Origin of the sequence: Bacillus cereus (assembly GCF_002567495.1) — a bacterium.
Classification (GTDB): Bacteria; Bacillota; Bacilli; order Bacillales; family Bacillaceae_G; genus Bacillus_A; species Bacillus_A cereus_AQ.
In genome coordinates, this window is sequence record NZ_NVAP01000035.1 from 1 (window position 1) to 19,305 (window position 19,305).

Here is a 19,305-nt window from a genome sequence, read left to right on the forward strand (position 1 = left end):
TTCGGGGTTCACTTCAATTTCCGTAGGCGGGCTTTATCTTTATTACACAATATGAAAGTATACTCTCTTTTTCACTGAAATTTTATGTAATTGTACATATTCATGAAAATACTAGTAGTAAAATACAAATGAATCTAGGTTACTTTTAATACGTAAACGTAATCGTCACTAAAGAATAACCTTCTTTCGCATTATACGACTCCGCTTTATAAGAAACTCGATTTGCCCCTTGCGGATAATCGATTTCTCCGATTGCTTTTTTCACATCTTGCAGTGCACCATTCATTGATTGCTTGTACAGCACTTCAATTTTCTCTGGCTTTGCACTATAACGCTGCTGCATTTTATTTTTTAATTCGGTATAGTTATTTGCGATATATTCATTTCCTAAATAGTTTAACTTTGTATCTTTTAATATTTGCTGATATGCAGGCGTTTTCGTACTACCTGCCGCAACTTTATTTGTCAGTGTACTATAATAGTTTGTTGTAGCTTGCGGATAGTCCCCGCGGTTCCACTCATGATTTCTTGCGATTTGTTCATCTGATAAATTGAAATATGAATACGTTACGCGCCCTTGCTCATCTGGAACTGGATCATCAAATGTTGTATCAAGGTGATACCATTTGTTTTCGATTTTCACTAAATTCCAAGCATGAGGTTGTCCGTCCCCAGTTCCTGTTACGAAATGATTTTCAATTCCTGCTTCTTTTAATAATTGATAGGTTAATAGTGCGTAACCTTGACAAACAGCAGAACGATTTACAAGTGCTTCATATGCTGTGTAAGCTTTATAAGACGTATCATAAGAAACATGTTTTACGACATAATCATGAATCGCCTTCACTTTTTCGTGATCATCCATTCCAACTTGAGTAATAGAGGAAACAATTGCTTTCGCTTGTTTCATTACATATTCCGTCTGTTCTTTCGTTTCACGATATGTAATCTTAAGCGTAAACGTATAATTTCCAGGTGATCCAGAAAGTCCATATGATACATTCGATCTATTATTATTTGTATACTCATTTTTACTTGCCACTTCTTTATATGCGTTAAAAAGTGTATTCATCACTTCGTCTGTATTGTTATTTTTCGTTTTATATGGAAGTGTAATATTCGTTTCATATGTATTCATACGCTTTTGTACTTCTTCTTTAAACGCTGTTAATAATGCCGCATCTCCTGTATCTTTCACATCAGCATTTTTATATTTCAAAGTTTTATATAAAAACTGCGCATACTGTTCACGTGTTACTGTACCATATGGTTCAAAATTCCCGTTTCCTGTGCCATCTGCGATTCCATTTGACTGCACCGCACTAATTGCATTTTCTGCCCAAAATGGATTTGGAACATCCTTAAAGGTATGTTTTTGTTTAGCTGCAAGATGGAAAGCATTCGTAAGAATTTGTGCCATTTCCGCACGACTCACAGAAGCTTTCGGTCTAAATTGGCCATTTTCATCACCTTTAAAAACTCCTAAATTCGTTAAAGTTAATACCTCTTCTGGGAACATTGTAGAATCCCGATTAATATCACCATAAGGATTTTTAAACGTAGATCCATCCTTTAATACGTAACGAGTTCCATCATTACTAAACGAACCGCCTTGTTTATTCGGTACTAACACTCGATAAATTAAAGCTGCAACTTGCTCCCTTGTCGCAACATCTCCAAAACCAAATATCCCATTTCCATAACCGGAAATAATATTTTTACTCGCTAAATCTTTAATCGCAGGATACGACCAATGTGATGTAGGTACATCAGAAAAAACACCCACTTCAGCAGCTTTCACATCGCTGCCATTTGTATATAACAACGCACCACCAATAAGTGATAATGATGTAATTGATTTTAATAGTTTTGTATACATAATGTCTTCTCCCAATACATTCTCTATTTTTGTTGGTTTATGTCGAAAAATCTAAAAATATGACAAAATATATTATACAATTAAAAGTTTTTGATGGATATATTGAATTTTAAAATATGCAAAAATTCATATTGTTATAAGGATTCATAGTGATATTATGTTATTTTACTTGCGAATATACAAATAAAAAAACGCTCATTTGAGCGTTTCATCTATATACCTAATAATTACTTTTTCTTCACTTAGAACTCTTCTTCGTTAATAATCCTTTGATCTAACAACTCTTTATACTTCAATATTTCGTCAGCCCCACGGCTCTCCATGCGTATATTGTATAACACTTGTTGTATTGACCTTTGGGTGGTCCGTTGAAACATTTACTCCATTTAATAGTATGACCGTAATTATTAATCCAATTGAACTGCTGATGATTCTATTCATTTTAAAGCCCCTTTCTGAAAACCTTTTTCTTTATATCCTAAATAGAAGTATTCACTGGATTTTATTGAATTTCCTTCTTCATGATATTTAACCGCTAGTTTTTCAGCATATTCCTGGACATATTGCCATAATCCTACTTCATTAAAGAAAGAAATCCCTTTAGAAATGGCTAATTCTAATTCTTCAGCAGAAACATTCTCATTCATTTCTTTTAGAATTGTAAAATGATGTTCATATTCTTTTTGTTTTAGTTCATTACAAATTACTAATCCTTTTCAATTAAAGACGCTGCATGCTTTGTTTTTCCTAACTTTACATTCTCTCTAGCTTCCAAGAAAATCGCTCTAAAGTGATTCGGGATTTTTTGTGATACCTCTGATAAATATCGAAGTGCTAAATCAGATAGGTTTTGCTCTGCATACATAACCCCTAAACTATGTCGAACTCGTAACATTAGCTCCTCTAAATACCCAGAGACGACATAACTCGACCTTATGAAGCTCTGTAGCTCTTATCATAGGGCTTTTTTATTTAAATTAACGCTTTTGTTCACTTTTTTGATACATTTATGAAACATTCATATGTTACGTTATATAAGTCCTTTTTTAAATCATATTCATTCTAGCAAAAAGTCCTAGTCCCCCTAGGGTTTTTTGCATTCAAATAATGAGTTGTATTTTTCCTCAATAACCGAAACTATTTAACGTGGTAAAATAACAATTAAATTGGCATCCAATACCATATTACGATAATTCAAATCGCAAGAAAGCACCTTTGAGTGGTCTTTTATATGGAGAATCCGTTTAAAAACATAAAATAAAAGAACCTCAATAAATGAGGTTCAAAAAATCTACTATTTTAAATTACCCTCGTAAAAAGCAACTCCATTTTGAACATGTTTTAAATACCACGTAATCGTCCCGCCACAAACATTTTCATTAAAACTATTAGCATATACTCCATTTGAGTAATAAAGAGTTCTTTTGAATTTACCATTAGAATACTCATAAGGAATTGAACATGTTGCTTGCTTCGGAGAGCTCACAGCTTTTTGCGTATCAGCTGAGGCTGCCCCAATTCCCCCTGTTAATGCAATACCAGTTGCCAATAGCCCTACTACTAATTTCTTGAACATAATGAATCCCCCTTTAATAGTTTTTATAGCTTACAACTTAAATGTATCACTTTTATAAATTATGTAAATATTTTGAACATGTAGAAATATTTGTTTGATTTTTGGTAATATTAGGATTATATTTTATCAAATGAAAAATAGAGGTATTGGAAAACTATAATCTTATCTACCAATTGCGGGAATGCCTTAGGGTGTCTTTTCTTTATTTCTCAATATGAGTACTTTAAGAATATGCTATTATTTAAATACAAATTCCCTTTTGTGCAATGACATAGTAATACCCAGTAAAAAAGCCCACCTATTTCCGTAGATGGGCCTTATCTTTATTACACAATACCGAAGTATACTCTCTTTTTCTCATAAACTTTATGTAATTATACATATCTGTAAAAATCACACTAAATAAATATTACATGTAGTAAAATATAAAACGTGGACACGTTCTATAAAACAGATTCTTTTGAGAAACATAACATATCGACCATTAGAAAAGATGTGCCGTCACTCTAATACTGATCTCAAATCTCTTGTACTTTATGAACTAACAATCTGGTGTATATAGACGATTCTGTTTTATAGGATGTGTTTACACGTATAACAAAGCGATAATACGGATAGGTTTATATTAAATGAACGTGGTTCAAGTCAGAGGAAGGCACCTTTTGGTGTCTTTTCTTTATTTTTACAAGGACCTGCTCAATTAATTCTTAAAAACATAATAGGAAACATTGTTTTATTTATCCCCTTTTCATTCATGCTATATATAAAATTCTTTAATAAATCAACCACAAACATAGTTATATGCATAGGAGTATGCTTGTGGTTGAACTTCTTCAAATACTAGTTCCTTTTATAAGCCGTTCTTTTGATGTAGATGACATTATTCTCAATACAATAGGATCAATTATTGGAACATATTTAGCAATATATATCAAAAAACAATATCAAGAAGATCCCAAGCGCATGCGCACCTGCATCTGGATATCCTAAACTTCTTTCGCCAACTACCGCTCCTCTTCCGAATGATCTTTCACCGATAGATTGTATGCCTTGAAGTGCTGCTTGCAACATTTCAGCGAACTCTTTCACTGTTAGCTCACGTTTTTCGCCTGCTGCTTTTACTAGCTGCATAATAACCCTCGGTATTACTAAGCCAATATTTTAAAAGATTAACAAATATCGCGAGAACCAATCGAATGTATATTAAAAGTAAAAAGAATAAGACGTCTAAAAAACCCCCTATTTTGAGCCAATAATGAGACATTATGTTAATCTTATATGTATAGCTGTACAAAATTGAGAAACTTAAGGAGACAGATAAATTTTATGAGAAAATTATCTATATTACTTACTTTCATTCTAGTATTAGTCAGTGTTACTGCTGCTTGCACACAAGATAAAAAAGATAGTGCCGTTGAAAATGGTCCAATAGAAGAACCAACCACAAAAAATGAAAATGAAGAATTAATAAATTTTGAAGAAAAAGAAGATATGAGCCGCTTAGAACAAGGTATTTTATTAGTTGGTGAGAGTGTTAAGGGAGGCTATTACTTGACCGCCGTTCAAAGTGCATATTTAAATGCTAGCAACGATTCCGTCATTGTTAATGTCTCTGTAAAAAATGTACGAGGGCAAACGATTGGACTATCAGAATTAAAATATAACTTAAAAGATGAAAAAGACGGAAAGATCTATAAAGGAAAGGTGCTTGATCAAAACCCTTCTGATATACAAGTTAAACCAAATGAAACGGTAGAATTGAAAATAGCTTTTGAAATACCAGGTACCGTAGATGAATATATGTTTTATATTGAAAGCTCTTTAGACCCTCTACAAACATACTGGAAAATTGATAAGCTGCAATCACAAACAAACTAAGTCTACAATACAATTTGATTGAAGAAATCTCTCAAATAAGCAAAAAGTAACGAAAGGAGTCTTCTACATATCAACTATATAAAAGTCCCTCCGCCTTAAGACAGAGGGACTTTCTCATTCCTATTTCAAACTACCTGCAATCTCCGTAAAGATAACTCCAAGTGCATGTGCACCTGCATCGGGATAGCCTAAACTTCTTTCACCAACCGTACCGGCGCGGCCCATGCGAGCAACGATTTCTTTCGTGTACTCTGCCCCTTTAACCGCTGCTTCTGCTCCTTTTTCAAAGGCAGTTTTCATGTCTTCTTCGTTTGAAGCGCTAGCTAACCAAGAGTCTACACATGGAGCAAGTGCGTCAACAAGTGTTTTATCACCAACTACCGCTCCCCTACCGAATGATCTTTCTCCGATAGATTGTATGCCTTGAAGTGCTGCTTGCAACATTTCAGCGAACTCTTTCACTGTGAGTTCACGTTTTTCGCCTGCTGCTTTACTAGCTGCGCGGAATGCACCGCCCCAGATTGGACCTGAAGCTCCGCCGCAATGTTCCATAATAATCATCGAACAACCGTCAAGGAATGATCCGATCGTCACATTTTCTTGTTCTACAATAGAATGCCATTCACGTTTTAATTGCTTAAATCCTTTTGCCACACTCATTCCGAAGTCGCCATCACCTGCATGCGTGTCTAACTCACAGAACGGTACTTCGTTTTTAATAATAATGTCGCTCATTTTATCAACGAGATAAATCATGTTGTTTAATGTAATAACATTATTCTTAATAAGAGCGTGCTCTTCCGCTGTTTCTATTTCAAAGGAAACTTCCTTCTCTTCTGCTCCTTCAAGCACATTCACGTACTCAACACTTTCAACTGGCCCATCTACTTTAAACGCTGGTGTATTACATTCTTTCGATAGTAATGTTTTTAGCTCATCATCTAATTTCATCACTGTTAAAGACATACCAGCCATATCAATACTCGTCATATAGTTACCGACGAATACTCTATTGATTTTAATGTTTCTAGCAGCTAATTCTCTCGTCACTGCGTTATTAAATAAGTAAAGTTCTTGCAGTGGTGTTCCGCCAAAACCATTTACTAGAAGCGCAATTTCTTCTCCATCTTTTACTCCTAAATCCTTCATTAAATCATTTGTCATACGGTTAGCTAATTCATCAGCTGACAGCATTTTTTCACGCTTAATTCCAGGTTCGCCGTGAATACCTACGCCGTATTCCATTTCATCTTCCTCAAGTGTGAAAGTAGGTGATCCACTCGCTGGAACTGTACAAGAAGTTAAAGCTAAACCGATTGTGCGCACGTTAGCCGCTGCTTTTTCCGCTACAGCCTTCACCGCGCCTAAATCCATACCTGCTTCCGCTGCTGCACCGGCAATTTTATGAACGAAAATAACTCCCGCAACGCCGCGGCGTCCTACTGTATAAAGACTATCTTCTACCGCAATATCATCGTCTACTTTTACGTAGTCTACTTCAATTCCATCTTCCGTCGCTAAATGCGCACCGTTTTTGAAATTCATAATATCGCCGCTATAATTTTTAATAATTAATAACGTACCTTTTTTACTAGCTGTCTCTTTAATCGCTTGGTATACCTGAATTTGCGAAGGAGAAGCAAAAACATCTCCGCACACTGCCGCATCTAACATTCCTTTTCCGACTAATCCTGCATGTGCTGGCTCATGACCACTACCGCCGCCGCTAATTAACGTTACTTTATTTTCGTTCATTTCTTTCTTCTTAATGACTTTATATTTTTTCAAAAGCTCAAGCTCTGGATGAGCCATAACCATTCCGTTGCACATTTCCATTACTAATGTTTCTGGTTTGTTTATAATCTTTTTCATTGTGATTCTCCCTCAATTCCTTTAATATATTGTGATATATTTGAAATCTTCTTCTTACTAACCATGTTAAAATGAAAGCGTTTTATAGTAAACGGACAAAATGGACAATCTGTCTAAAGACACCGCTCTCATTTATAGATAGGATTTTTATATTACTAACATTCTAGGGATGATTCAGATGACCTCTTCTATAATTTCTAAAAAAATAATCGCGAACTCATTGAAGTATTTAATGGAAACAGAGTCGTTTCATAAAATATCAGTGAGCGATATTATGTTACACTGTCAAATGCGTAGGCAAACTTTTTATTATCACTTTAAAGATAAATTTGAACTATTAGGCTGGATTTATAGAGAAGAAACGAAGGAAAACATTATCGATTTTCTCGACTATGAAACGTGGGAAAACATTTTCGATTTATTATTTGATTACTTTTATGAAAATCAAAAGTTTTACCGAAATGCTTTTAAAGTTATTGAGCAAAATTCGTTTAATCACTATTTATTTGAGCATACGAAAAACTTATATATGAAGATTATTGATGAACTATCCGTGAGTTGTGGATTAACTCTTTCTATGGAAACGAAAGATACGACTGCCTCCTTTTATAGTCACGGATTCGTTGGAACGATAAAAGATTGGATTGAAAGCAAATGCGAAGTAGATCCATCCATTATGTCTTCTCTCATGAAAAATATGATAAACAATCAATTACTACTATTACTGGAACAATCAGCAAAGTAATCATAAGGTGGCAATAAAAATGAAAAAGATTATGAATGATGTACAAAATATCGTTCAAGATATGCTGCACGGCTTTTATTTTGAACATAACGACAAAGTAAATTACGACGAAACACATAACATCATTTATGTAAAAGATATCGAAAAACTGAAGCAAGACGTCACTATTATAAGCGGCGGTGGTAGCGGACATGAACCTGCTGATATAGGTTATGTAGGAAAAGGAATGCTTACGGCGGCAGTAAATGGAAGCATCTTCACTCCTCCAACAGTGGAACAAATTGTAGCAGCAACTCGCCTCATGCCAAAAGAGAAAAGTATTTTATTCATCATTAAAAACTTTAAAGATGACGTTGATAACTTTCTATCTGCAGAACAAATCGCCAAAAACGAAGGAAGAAAAGTTGGCCACCTCATCGTAAATGACGACGTTTCAATTGAAGATGATGCTTCCTTTAATAAAAGAAGACGCGGCGTCGCTGGCACTGTTTTCGTTCAAAAAATACTTGGTGCGGCCGCTCTTGAAGGTCACTCTTTAGAAGAACTAACAATAATGGGGCAAGCTGTCATCAAAAACTTACACACATTAGGAGTCGCCCTTTCCCCTGCAAACGATCCAGTGAAAGGAGAAGCTTCCTTTTCATTAAACGATGATGAAGTCTTTTACGGCGTCGGTATCCACGGCGAAAAAGGTTACCGTAAAGAAGCACTCTCCTCTTCTGAAATATTAGCGATCGAGCTAATGAACAAACTAAAAAGTATTTATCGCTGGAGAAAAGGAGACAACTTCGCTATCCTTATTAATGGACTCGGCGCGACACCATTAATGGAACAATACATTTTCGCAAACGACATTCGCCGTTTATGTGAGCTGGAAGGATTACATGTGGAGTTCGTAAAGGTTGGTACGCTGTTGACTTCTTTAGATATGAAGGGTGTTTCCCTCAGTTTGCTTAAGGTAGAGGATTTGGATTGGGTGAAGTGGTTGAAAGCGGATGTTAGAGTGGCTAATTGGTAAGTAAAAATTATGATGATAAAAGCCTTTAACTATAACAAGTTAAAGGCTATTTACAAATTGAAATATCGCACGAGCGTTCAAAAGAAATTCGTAATCACCTCACTGAAGGATGACAGGTCTTCCAAATAAAGCTGGATAATAAATTAACATCGCCCCGACAAATGAACACACTAAACAAAAAACAGCCTCGTATTTTATAACTAGAGAAGAGTTGGTATCAAGCTTTTTCCCCTCTCTTCTTAATATCATTTTAAAAGCTCTATATAATAAATACCCAATAATCGCCCCGAGGGTATTCGTAAATAAATCATCAATATCTGTAATTCTATTATTTAGTAATTGATTTAACTCAATTGCCAATGAAAAAAGAAATCCTGCACATACGGTGTTTTTCATTTTTCTAAAGTGCGGCCAAATCATCGGTAATAAAAAACCTAACGGCATAAACAATACAATGTTCAAAAGATACGTAGTACTACCTGCAGTATCAAATAGAGTCAAATTGATTTGACTTACACGAATCCACGCTTCATATCTACTTATATCCCATACAGTCGCGATCTGCGTCACCCTATACACTAACGAAAGGTAGAATAGAAAAACATATACCCATAAAAAATGCCGAATAGATATAATTCTTTTCGCTTTAAAATACACTCCGATTTGAAACACAATACAAAACATAATAGTAAAGAAATAAGTATACAAATAACTAATCAAAACTCCTGTATCCATGTAGAATCCCCTAACTTTACATTTTCATCTATGACTTTGTCTTTTTTAGTCTCCTTCATGATGTAGCTCATTTATAGGATAGGAAAAACTTTTAAAATAAAGAGTGGGGTAAACATAAAATTTTTCTTAAATCTTCAGTTGGATTTTATTATTACTCTTCTTAGGCATCCGCCATTGATAGCTAGGCAACAACATGCTTAAACCTAACAATACTATCATTTTTGCACGTAATCCTCGTAGTACTTTAACCGATAAAGCATATATAAAATCATGTGACTCGTTTGTTCAGTTACAACATGAAATTAAGAAATATATGACGTACTATAATCATTCTTGCTATCAATAGAATTAAAAAAAGATGACTTCTGTTTGCATACAGAAATCATCTTTTTTAGGTTGCCTAACTTTTTTTAAAATGTCCTTTACAAAGGGTACAAATCAAGAACACCTTATTCCTATTCGAGGGGATCAACTATACCTTCTTCCCTTAAAATTACACAAACCCATTTACAAATCTATAAAAGTAGATATAATATCCTTATGGAACCTTCATTAATTTATAAAGCATTGTCAAATGAAACAAGATGTCAAATTTTATCATGGTTAAAAAATCCAGAAAACCATTTCGACGAAAAACCTTATTTAGAACAAGGGATTAATTTTCAGATTGGAGTGTGTGTAGGAGATATCCAGCTTAAAACTGGCTTAGCCCAATCGGTTATTTCTAGTTATTTATTAACTATGAAAAAGGCTGGACTACTAGACTCTGACCGAATTGGAAAATGGACATATTATCGTCGAAATGAAAAAACAATACAAGCGTTTTCTGAGTACGTTCAAAATGAATTATAAAGTAAAAGCTAATAATCAACCTACCAATTGATTATTAGCTTTCACACATTCTGCTTTTATATAGCTGCCCAATACATGCTTTTTAAAACTTCGCTACCTATAAAAGCAAGAAACATAGAAAGGAGAAAATTTTTTAATCTATCACATCTAGTTATTTAGATATCTATTTTCGTGTTTAATATTACATAATCTAATACTATTGACATCCAATCATACTCATTTCTTTATTAATGAATCGATTTTACTTTCAAAATAATAATAAGAATGGAGAGTTTTACAAATGAAAAAAGTAAGTCCTTTACTTATTCTTACGCTAGCAATAGGGGTGTTTGGAATTATTACTACCGAGATGGGTATTGTTGGTGTATTACCACAAATCACTCAAAAATTTGGCATTTCAACTGCACAAGCAGGATTTTTAGTAAGTATATTCGCACTAGTCGTTGCTATTTCTGGTCCGTTTTTAATTCTGCTCGTCTCTAGTATTAATCGCAAAATAATTTTATTAACAGCAATCTTTGTTTTTGTTATTTCAAATATAATCTACGCTTATACAACACAATTTGAAATCATGCTTATTTTTCGTATTTTACCTGCAGCACTTCACCCACTCTTCTTTTCAATCGCTCTTGTAACTGCTGCTAAACTTGTCCCTCCTGAAAAGAGTGGTCAAGCGGTTACAAAAGTTTTCATGGGAATTACGGTTGGTTTTGCACTAGGTGTACCATTAACCTCTTACCTTGCAGATCAATTTTCACTAGAAATTGCTTTCTTATTCGGAGCGCTTGTTAACGCCCTTGCATTCATTGGAATACTAATCTCACTTCCTTCTATGCCCGTTAAAGAAAAAATGTCTTTCGGCAAACAAATTCGTATACTCGGCAAACCAGGATTATGGTTAAATATTTTAACTGTCACATTCCTTTTTGCAGCCATGTTTTCCGTATACAGCTACTTCGCCGAATACCTTGCAAAAGTAACTTCCATGAATGGATCGCTCATCAGTATCATGCTATTCATATTTGGTATAGTTATGATTTTAGGCAATCATTTATTTGGTAGTCTCTTGCAAAGAAGCATAGTAAATACAGTAATATCGTTCCCTATTTTATATTCTATTGTTTACATATTGGTTTATTATTTAGGTTCTTATCTTGTTCCAATGATTTTTATGGTATTCATTTGGGGAATCGTGCATGCTGGTGGATTAATTGTTGGTCAAACATGGTTAATAAGTGAAGCAAGAGAAGCACCCGAATTTGGTAATAGCCTATTCGTTTCATTCTCAAATCTCGGAATTACTCTAGGAACAACTATTGGAGGCTGGTTCATTTCAAACTTAGGTATTCATCAACTTATTTGGAGTGGATTTATATTTACACTACTTTCATTTTTATTAATTATAATAAAACTAAAATTTTTCAATTCTAATAACCTAGCTTCATTATCAAGCTAATACACTTTCAGTTCCAAATTTGATAAAAAACATTATAAATTCTTCTCCATATAAAAACAAATTTAAAAGATGCTAATTTTATGGACCATCATCAAAATGGAATACTAAAAAAAGGCTCCATTGCTGGAGCACTCAAAAAATAATATAAGTAAACGAATTAAAACAAAGAACAGACAATTAAAATATACAAATAAAATATAAATAAATCTATATATATGCAATATTACATATAAAAATCCTATTTATCGCTGCTATAATAAACTTACTCGATGATTGTTATATTATTCATAGGTTACAAGCAATAAATTACCTTCTTAACACCAATTCTACAAAGAAAAAAAGACATCTTAATTGATGTCTTTTTTTCTTATATGATAAGGACGCAATACAATTAAGATGGTTCAAGTCGGAAGAAGGCAATTTAAAGTTTCTTTTCTTTATTTTCCAAAGGACCTGCTCAATTATTGCGTAAAAAACATAAAGTAATTTGAATCCGTTAAAATACATGAGTGTACCCTTGTTTTCCCCTCTTATTAAAAGGAGGAACTATTATGGGTTTTGGTGGTAGTTGCGGCGAAGGCTGCGGTTTTGCTGGAGGATTTGCTTTATTAGTTGTATTGTTTATTTTATTAATCATCGTTGGAGCTTCTTGTTTCTGCTAAAAAACTATCAGAAAAGACACCCTTATATGGGTGTCTTTTCTTTATAATAAAGTGAAACTTTATTCCTCCGCATCCCTCATACTGTAATACCCCAAATTAATAATAATTAAGAAATACCCACCCATATTCCACAGCCCCTTCTTTATATTTCAATGTTACATACAGTAGAAATTCATTACAGGACTAGTTATATGTAGAATTATATTTTACAATTATTATAGGAAACATATACGCTTCGTTACATCTACTTTTACGAATAATCAAAATTTAAATCGATAAAATTCCATATAGACCCATTACTGGTTAAAATGTTATAATAAAATCACCCTACATAGTTACTCATAGCCAGACTGAGGAACTAGCGTCTTATTAAGTAATGCGCATAACTAAAATAAAAAAGACACTTTTTAAAGTGTCTTTTTTATTTATATTCTATTCCTAGGAATTACCTCTTTTATAAACAAAATCCATCAAACAACGAAGGAGACTATTAAATGGAAAATTCCGTTACAAGAGAACTACGTAACATACGTGTATGCCTTATTATCTTAATCATTGTCATTGCACTTTGGGACCGAGAAAAAACTGTGGAAATTACTGACCATGGTAGTGATCCTATCTTAAACACTAACAATATGACCCAAGTTGGTGAGAATACATTTGCATACAAAGACGAATCTAATCAAATTAAAATATTTAAATTTAACCCGGATACAAATGAAATAAAATTAATAAAAGAGTTTTATGCTAGCGAATATTAATTACATGAAGTAAATAATTCAAATTTGTAGAAGGCACTTTAAAGTGTCTTTTCTTTATAAACTACAAAGTATGAGAACCCAATCCATTAGCCGCAATTACGACTAATGGCTCTTTCTATATAAAAAATGCAACATAGTAAAAATAGAATAATTCCCTAAATTGTTTTCCACTTCACAAACTACATCCAAAAAGTTGGATAACTTCTTTTACTACTCATATTATTAATGAATAAAGCAATAACTACAATAACAACGGAGCCAATTAAAACTGGTGTTACTAAATAACTCCAACTATTTGCCCCTAAAATAACGATAATCGGATCGGCCCCTGCCGGAGGATGCGTCGTTCTCGTTAACATCATAACGGCTATTGCTATCCCCACCGCTAAAGCAATTGTCCAATATTCATTCCCAAACAGATGATATATTGATAGACCAATGAAAGTTGAAATCAAATGTCCTCCAATAATATTACGCGGCTGAGATAATGGCGCATTCCAAACTCCAAACGCTAATACACAACTCGCCCCAAATGGAGCCATTAATAATTCTGTAGAGGTTATGCTCGTTAAATATGTTAAGGTAAGAATTGTTAAAAATCCCCCTAGTAGTCCCGTTAAAGAGTCCTTTACATTTACTTGTAATGGACTTCTTCCTTTCCCTTTCATTTTTATAAAATATCGTACACTTATTGGTTGAAGATCTTTCTGCTTAGTTGCTGTTATATTATCCATCGTTCTCCTCCTTTATTTACCAACAATTATAACCCGACACAACTAACCTGTAAACGTTAATTTTAGAGGTTAGTTTGAAAATACAAAAAAAGAATCAACTTTTATAAGTTGATTCTCTAAACTTCTTCAAATTTTCGGTCCTGAAATTTTGCTACCTTTTTCCGGTTCCCACATATTTTCATAGAACACCATTTTCGTTTTCCACTCTTATCTATAAATAATAAAACACAGTCAGGATTTGAACACCTTTTAAGAGAAATAAGCTTATTTTCTGCTATTAACGTTAAAGCATCAAATGCAATTAACGATGCGAGTACATCCTCAATTTCTCCAACTGGGATAGGAACTAGACGCTGTTCAATGACTTTATATGTAAATGGTGCCTTCTCAATTTGTTTTTCTAAATACATAATAAAATCATTAGAAATTTCGTGCTGATCGGCAATTGCCTCAAACTGTTTTCTCAGTACTTCTCTTGCCTCTAATATGCTAGATGTAACTTGATTCGTGCGCTCTTGAATCTCTATAAGTGTTTTTTCATTCCAAAAAGGAAGATTAACCTTTATTACATGTAGCCATTCTAATACATCTTCATTTGTTATTAATAAATCATAACATTGTCCACGCCTAAAGAGCTCTGTATTTACTAAATCTAATGAGAGATTTCCAGATATAAGCGGGAATTGTTTTTTGTCCTGCATGTCCTCATCACCTACTCTTTAAACAATCATATTCCAGATTCATACAGAAGTGCAACTTATTTATAAAATGAAACTTTAAACAGTGGGGGCTTTGTTCATCCCCCACTAATTATCAGCTCCCACCTAACTTCTTTGCCACAGCCTAATTTTTGGGTGGGAGTTCTACTGTCCGTTAATACGGGATAAACTATAGGGTATGAAGGGCAAAGCCTTTAGCCATAATTACGACTAAAGACTTTTTGTATGTAAGTAAATGAAAAAGGAGCTAATTTTATGGAACATAATAAAAATGGAATGCTTGCTTTAATTGTTTTATTTTTAGGATTAGTGTTTTTTGCTAGTGGAATGATTTATCATTTATGGGGCTCATTTTAATTTCAACTTTTAGACAGATACATAATTCGAGTTAGAGAAATGTACAGTAAGTTTCCTTTTTTCTTCCAAAATCAATATAATAAGATATAAAATGTAATATATATAAAGAAAAAAATATATGGCACTCATTAAAGTGCTTCTATTTTGGAAGGAAGAAACGATGAACAAAAAGTTATTAACATCATTATTATGTAGCACATTCTTGTTTGGAGTATCAGCTTGCAGTTCACATGATACATCTGCGAAAAACAAACAGGAGACTTCTAAAAAAACAGAGAATAACGAACTTAATGGCAAGAATCCGCAAAAAGAACTTCCTACCGATGTAGATTCCTCTGATGTATACATGTCAATGGGATCTGCCGAGTCATTAGATGTTATAGGGACTGGAGAAGTGAAAGCACAAGGTGTCTTTAAAGTATTAGACATCACAGTTTATAATCGTCAAGAAGAACCCATTACACTAGATATGAACAACTTTAAATTAATTGATGGATTTGGAAAAGAATATCACATTTCTAATGAACATCAATCCGTACTTAAAGCTGCAAATACCTCTACATTTAAATTTGGAATTGTTAACCCTGATGAACATTCGGAAGGAAACATTGTATTCGATGTACCGAAAAACACGCAAGGATTAACTTTAAAAATTAATAATGATATGTTAGATAAAGAACTTCAATTAAAAGTGGAATAGGCAAAATAAATACGTCTCCCTTAACAATCTCTACTAACATAAAAAAGTACAGTCTTTTCTACAGCAGACTGTACTTTTTTATTTATCATTTCACATAATATTCCCTAATTTTTTTGACTAGATGCTCTCCAATCACGAAAAGATGTTGGGCGTCCAGAAAAAGCTCTTTGCTTTGTAACAGATGGTTTTTCTTCAGGAGTCATTGTTTTTTCTTTAAGAGTCGCTGGTTTTTCTTTAAGCGTCACTGATTTTTCTTCAAGAATAGTCACAGCTGTTTGTATTTTCTCTAACTGTTCTTTCAACAATTGTTGTTCAATCTTTAAATCCGTAAGTAAACGTAAAATCATCTCAGAATTAGCCATAAAGATCCTCCTCCCCCCAATACACAGAATAAAATACAATATGTAGAAGGCGGAATACCGGTGACAAAAATAAGGTCGTCAACTCTTTTAAACTTCCAAAATCCTTTTATTTTTTTAAGGACCTGCTCCATTCATCCTTAAAAACATAAATTGAATTAAATCCATTATTAAATGGTCTTTATGGAAGGAGGAGTTAATATGGGATATGGCGGTAGTTGTGGTGGAGGCTGTGGTTTCGGCGGCGGATTTGCCTTACTTGTTGTGCTCTTCATCTTATTAATCATCGTTGGCGCTAGCTGTTGGGGCGGCGGATTCGGCTGCTAAGGAGAGGCACTCTTGAGAGTGTCTTTTTTTTGATATGTGGCTCATATACATATTATTCAAATCTATATAATTTTTAAAAATATAGATTTAAAGCATATTTCTCAATGAATAAAATAACTTAACATGGTAAAATAATATTTGGATGGGAGTCCAATATATTATTAAAATTAAGATGGTTCAAGTCGGAGGAAGGCACCTTAGGGTGTCTTTTCTTTATTTTCAAAAGGACCTGCTCCATTCATTCTTAAAAACATAAGGTAAAGTGAACCCGTTAAAATACATGAATGAACCTTAGTTTTATCCTCTTATCTAAAGGAGGAACTATTATGGGCTATGGTGGTAGTTGCGGAGAAGGCTGTGGTTTTGCTGGAGGATTTGCTTTACTCGTTGTACTCTTTATACTATTAATCATTATCGGATGCAGTTGCTTCTGCTAAAAAACTATTAGAAAGGACACCCTTATATGGGTGTCCTTTCTTTATGAAAAATATTTAACTATCAACCTTTTCCTTATGGCTTCTATCATCAACAAAGGGTGATACAAACTATTACATATGTTTGTACCACCCTTTATTGATGCGTTTAGACTTCACAGGTGTTGAAGCTTTAGACTTCTCCCTTAGTATACCCATATTATTAGAACATCCTGTAATCTGTAGACAAAATGTAGCTAATAAAAACAATAGTATTAATTTCTTCAAAAAATCCTCCTACATACATAAAACACCATATATTACAAAACAAACATAACATCAACTCTTCATAAAGACAACATAATCATTGATCTTTAAGCTATATCTTAAAATCGGAATACCACCACGTATCCAGCAAGCTAAGATTTTAAGATATCCCCTACTTAAGGAATTTGTAAGTATCAAGTAAGAAAAACGAGAGCTTTGTTTCTTATAATCAAAATATAAGGTGAAGGAAAAGAGGTTGTTTCTTAGGTTCATATGCATGTGGAAAAAGGAGAAATCTACGGTTTTTAGAGTAATAATATCAGTATGTTCAAGCTTCGGAGATTACTTGTAAATTTTTTGAAGTTTTTGCACCTGAATCCAAATTACCATACCTGTTTTTTACCATCACATATTGGAGGTTAAAACATGAATAAAAAAAAGAAAATACAAAGATCCGTACTTACCTTTACCCTACTCTTCTCTTTAGACGTTTCATCTTTCCCGCTTACAACAGCTATTCACGCAGATACACGTAAGGAACAATTTGCAGAAAAGAAATTACTCTCTTTAACGGAGCGTACATCATTATTTGTTGAATATCTCCAGCAAGGTAAATATGCAGAGGCACTCCAGTTGACGTCTGCTGCTTTTCAATCCAAATTTACAGCAAACACATTACAAAACTGGTGGACACAAAGTGATTGGAGCGGTATTAAAAGCTTTGAAGCCCCCGTGATAAAAGAACGAAACTTGGTCCATCAGACGGTAGAAATTCCAGCAGCTACCGAAGAAAAGACCATCCCGCTACTCCTTAAATTCACACCTGGCGGGAAAGTAGATGAAATTGGAGAAAAGCCACCCGAGGAATCTTATACCATCCCGCATCCTAGCTATGATCAACCTGACTCCTATCAAGAACGTGAAATCGTCATTGGCAATTCCACCTATCCGTTACCAGCCACATTAACAGTTCCGAAACATAAACCTGGTGAAAAAGTGCCCGTAGTTGTTCTTGTCCATGGTGCTGGCATCCATGATCGCGACAGCACATATATGGGAACAAAAATCTTACGAGACATTGCAGTAGGACTTTCATCCAACGGAATTGCAGTGTTACGCTATGAAAAGCGCACCTTAGAACACGCATTAAAGATGAGTACAGAACCTGGTACGTTAGATTGTGATACTACAGATGATGCCATATATGCAGCAAAATCGGCAGCGCAGCAGGAAGGCATTGATCCAAGTAATATTTTCATTCTTGGACATAGCCTAGGAGCCGGCACAATGCCGCGTATACTGAACAAAGCGCCTTCCTCACTTGTCCGAGGAAGTATCTTACTCGCACCACCTGCACGCCCTTTGACTGACATTGCCATTGATCAGTATCAATACCTTGGAAAACCAAAGGAAGAAATCGATGAACTAAAAAAACAGGTCGCTTTTATCCAGGATCCAACTTTCAATCCTGACCATCCTCCAGCTGGCTACAATTATGGGTCACCTCATTTTATGTATGATGTTTCTAGGTGGCATCCAGTTGAAGAGGCAAAATCACGAAAAGAGCCTTTACTCATTCTGCAAGGGGCACGCGATTATCAAGTAACAATAAAAGATGAATATACAAAATGGCAAGAAGGACTTTCAAACCGCGGGAATGTTCAGTTCAAAAAATACCCGAAATTGAATCATTTCTTCACGGAGGGTGACGGAGAATTAAGTCTTCCTAGTGAATACGAAATCCCCGCTAATATTCCCGAGTATGTCATCCAGGACATTATTACATGGGTTAACGAGACAAAAAAATAAGAAAACATCAAAAGCCTTCATGCAATCATCATTGCGTGAAGGCTTTTTTGAAACTAGTGATTTAGAGATAGCTATTATTTTATATAATATTTACCCCAAAACGAAAAATTAGAGTCTTTTATAGCAATGAAGTTCAGTTTTAGAAGCAACCTGTTCTATGAGCTTAACGGTGATGGGCGGTACCCC

At 34.2% G+C, this 19,305-nt stretch carries 20 protein-coding genes and 4 pseudogenes; 13 read left to right on the plus strand and 11 right to left on the minus strand.

Going from position 1 to position 19,305, the window contains the following annotated elements:
- Positions 1-145: 145 nt before the first annotated feature.
- The 4 genes and pseudogenes from COK05_RS15765 to COK05_RS15780 all read right to left on the minus strand — a co-directional run bounded on the left by COK05_RS15765 (position 146) and on the right by COK05_RS15780 (position 3,455).
- Complete coding sequence (locus COK05_RS15765; RefSeq protein WP_098613327.1) at positions 146-1,879, minus strand: S-layer homology domain-containing protein; 1,734 nt, start codon at positions 1,877-1,879, stop codon at positions 146-148.
- A gap of 303 nt (positions 1,880-2,182) precedes the next feature.
- The gene (locus tag COK05_RS15770) at positions 2,183-2,320 is read right to left on the minus strand and encodes a Phr family secreted Rap phosphatase inhibitor (protein WP_098613328.1); all 138 of its coding nucleotides are present in this window, start codon (positions 2,318-2,320) and stop codon (positions 2,183-2,185) included.
- A pseudogene (locus COK05_RS32085) lies at positions 2,317-2,783 on the minus strand (tetratricopeptide repeat protein); the annotation flags it as partial. The gene COK05_RS15770 and the pseudogene COK05_RS32085, both read right to left, overlap by 4 nt.
- Positions 2,784-3,173: 390 nt before the next feature.
- Positions 3,174-3,455, minus strand: coding sequence for an LCI fold-containing protein (locus COK05_RS15780; protein ID WP_000473837.1), 282 nt, complete (start codon positions 3,453-3,455; stop codon positions 3,174-3,176).
- An 813-nt stretch (positions 3,456-4,268) separates the two neighbouring features.
- Between COK05_RS15780 and COK05_RS31775 the strand changes: the two genes are divergently transcribed.
- Positions 4,269-4,445, plus strand: coding sequence for a VanZ family protein (locus COK05_RS31775; protein ID WP_255290332.1), 177 nt, complete (start codon positions 4,269-4,271; stop codon positions 4,443-4,445).
- On the opposite strand, the pseudogene COK05_RS31780 reads toward COK05_RS31775, so the two are convergent.
- Positions 4,374-4,574 (minus strand): annotated as a pseudogene (locus tag COK05_RS31780) (hypothetical protein); the annotation flags it as partial. The gene COK05_RS31775 and the pseudogene COK05_RS31780 sit on opposite strands and share 72 nt — an antisense overlap.
- Positions 4,575-4,781: 207 nt before the next feature.
- Between COK05_RS31780 and COK05_RS15790 the strand changes: the two are divergent.
- The gene (locus COK05_RS15790; protein ID WP_098613329.1) at positions 4,782-5,333 is read left to right on the plus strand and encodes a DUF4352 domain-containing protein; all 552 of its coding nucleotides are present in this window, start codon (positions 4,782-4,784) and stop codon (positions 5,331-5,333) included.
- A gap of 120 nt (positions 5,334-5,453) precedes the next feature.
- On the opposite strand, the gene dhaK is transcribed toward COK05_RS15790, so the two are convergent.
- Positions 5,454-7,205 (minus strand): dihydroxyacetone kinase subunit DhaK, encoded by a 1,752-nt coding sequence (gene dhaK, locus COK05_RS15795; protein ID WP_098613330.1) that lies wholly within the window; start codon positions 7,203-7,205, stop codon positions 5,454-5,456.
- 178 nt (positions 7,206-7,383) lie between these two features.
- Here dhaK and dhaS point away from each other — a divergent pair, with 178 nt between their 5' ends.
- Both dhaS and dhaQ read left to right on the plus strand, forming a co-directional pair.
- Entirely contained in the window at positions 7,384-7,950 is a 567-nt protein-coding gene (gene dhaS, locus COK05_RS15800; RefSeq protein ID WP_098613331.1) for a dihydroxyacetone kinase transcriptional activator DhaS, read from the plus strand.
- A 19-nt stretch (positions 7,951-7,969) separates the two neighbouring features.
- On the plus strand, positions 7,970-8,968 hold the full coding sequence (dhaQ, locus tag COK05_RS15805) for a DhaKLM operon coactivator DhaQ (protein ID WP_098613332.1): 999 nt from the start codon (positions 7,970-7,972) through the stop codon (positions 8,966-8,968).
- A 99-nt stretch (positions 8,969-9,067) separates the two neighbouring features.
- Here the strand turns inward: dhaQ and COK05_RS15810 are convergent, their stop codons facing one another.
- Complete coding sequence (locus COK05_RS15810; protein WP_098613333.1) at positions 9,068-9,703, minus strand: VanZ family protein; 636 nt, start codon at positions 9,701-9,703, stop codon at positions 9,068-9,070.
- A 244-nt stretch (positions 9,704-9,947) separates the two neighbouring features.
- Between COK05_RS15810 and COK05_RS31785 the strand changes: the two are divergent.
- From COK05_RS31785 to COK05_RS15835, 4 genes and pseudogenes are all read left to right on the plus strand, one after another.
- Positions 9,948-10,049, plus strand: a pseudogene (locus COK05_RS31785) (TetR family transcriptional regulator); the annotation flags it as partial.
- 194 nt (positions 10,050-10,243) lie between these two features.
- Positions 10,244-10,555 carry an ArsR/SmtB family transcription factor gene (locus COK05_RS15820; RefSeq protein WP_000433732.1) on the plus strand — a complete coding sequence of 104 codons (312 nt, stop codon included), beginning with the start codon at positions 10,244-10,246 and terminating at the stop codon, positions 10,553-10,555.
- A gap of 280 nt (positions 10,556-10,835) precedes the next feature.
- Positions 10,836-12,011, plus strand: a complete 1,176-nt coding sequence (locus tag COK05_RS15825) for an MFS transporter (protein ID WP_098613335.1) — start codon at positions 10,836-10,838, stop codon at positions 12,009-12,011.
- 551 nt (positions 12,012-12,562) lie between these two features.
- On the plus strand, positions 12,563-12,673 hold the full coding sequence (locus COK05_RS15835; protein WP_000505669.1) for a YjcZ family sporulation protein: 111 nt from the start codon (positions 12,563-12,565) through the stop codon (positions 12,671-12,673).
- A gap of 59 nt (positions 12,674-12,732) precedes the next feature.
- On the opposite strand, the pseudogene COK05_RS31790 reads toward COK05_RS15835, so the two are convergent.
- Positions 12,733-12,798 (minus strand): annotated as a pseudogene (locus COK05_RS31790) (ATP synthase subunit I); the annotation flags it as partial.
- 369 nt (positions 12,799-13,167) lie between these two features.
- On the opposite strand from COK05_RS31790, the gene COK05_RS15845 reads away from it, so the two are divergent.
- Positions 13,168-13,434 carry a YmzC family protein gene (locus COK05_RS15845; protein ID WP_098613336.1) on the plus strand — a complete coding sequence of 89 codons (267 nt, stop codon included), beginning with the start codon at positions 13,168-13,170 and terminating at the stop codon, positions 13,432-13,434.
- Between the two features lie 179 nt (positions 13,435-13,613).
- On the opposite strand, the gene COK05_RS15850 is transcribed toward COK05_RS15845, so the two are convergent.
- Together COK05_RS15850 and COK05_RS15855 are read right to left on the minus strand one after the other, a co-directional pair.
- Positions 13,614-14,168: an HPP family protein gene (locus COK05_RS15850; protein ID WP_098613337.1), complete on the minus strand. Its 555-nt coding sequence runs from the start codon at positions 14,166-14,168 to the stop codon at positions 13,614-13,616.
- Positions 14,169-14,284: 116 nt separating this feature from the next.
- A complete protein-coding gene (locus tag COK05_RS15855) occupies positions 14,285-14,869 on the minus strand; it encodes a CGNR zinc finger domain-containing protein (RefSeq protein ID WP_098613338.1) in 585 nt (194 codons plus the stop codon).
- A 535-nt stretch (positions 14,870-15,404) separates the two neighbouring features.
- Here COK05_RS15855 and COK05_RS15865 point away from each other — a divergent pair.
- Entirely contained in the window at positions 15,405-15,944 is a 540-nt protein-coding gene (locus COK05_RS15865; RefSeq protein WP_098613410.1) for a DUF4352 domain-containing protein, read from the plus strand.
- 104 nt (positions 15,945-16,048) lie between these two features.
- Here the strand turns inward: COK05_RS15865 and COK05_RS15870 are convergent, their stop codons facing one another.
- Positions 16,049-16,306 (minus strand): hypothetical protein, encoded by a 258-nt coding sequence (locus COK05_RS15870; protein ID WP_098613340.1) that lies wholly within the window; start codon positions 16,304-16,306, stop codon positions 16,049-16,051.
- Between the two features lie 198 nt (positions 16,307-16,504).
- Between COK05_RS15870 and COK05_RS15875 the strand changes: the two genes are divergently transcribed.
- The 3 genes from COK05_RS15875 (at position 16,505) to COK05_RS15890 (ending at position 19,119) form a co-directional block, all read left to right on the plus strand.
- Positions 16,505-16,630, plus strand: coding sequence for a YjcZ family sporulation protein (locus tag COK05_RS15875; RefSeq protein ID WP_000540377.1), 126 nt, complete (start codon positions 16,505-16,507; stop codon positions 16,628-16,630).
- A 326-nt stretch (positions 16,631-16,956) separates the two neighbouring features.
- On the plus strand, positions 16,957-17,067 hold the full coding sequence (locus COK05_RS15880; RefSeq protein ID WP_000540371.1) for a YjcZ family sporulation protein: 111 nt from the start codon (positions 16,957-16,959) through the stop codon (positions 17,065-17,067).
- Between the two features lie 669 nt (positions 17,068-17,736).
- The gene (locus COK05_RS15890; RefSeq protein WP_098613342.1) at positions 17,737-19,119 is read left to right on the plus strand and encodes an alpha/beta hydrolase; all 1,383 of its coding nucleotides are present in this window, start codon (positions 17,737-17,739) and stop codon (positions 19,117-19,119) included.
- Positions 19,120-19,305: the final 186 nt, after the last annotated feature.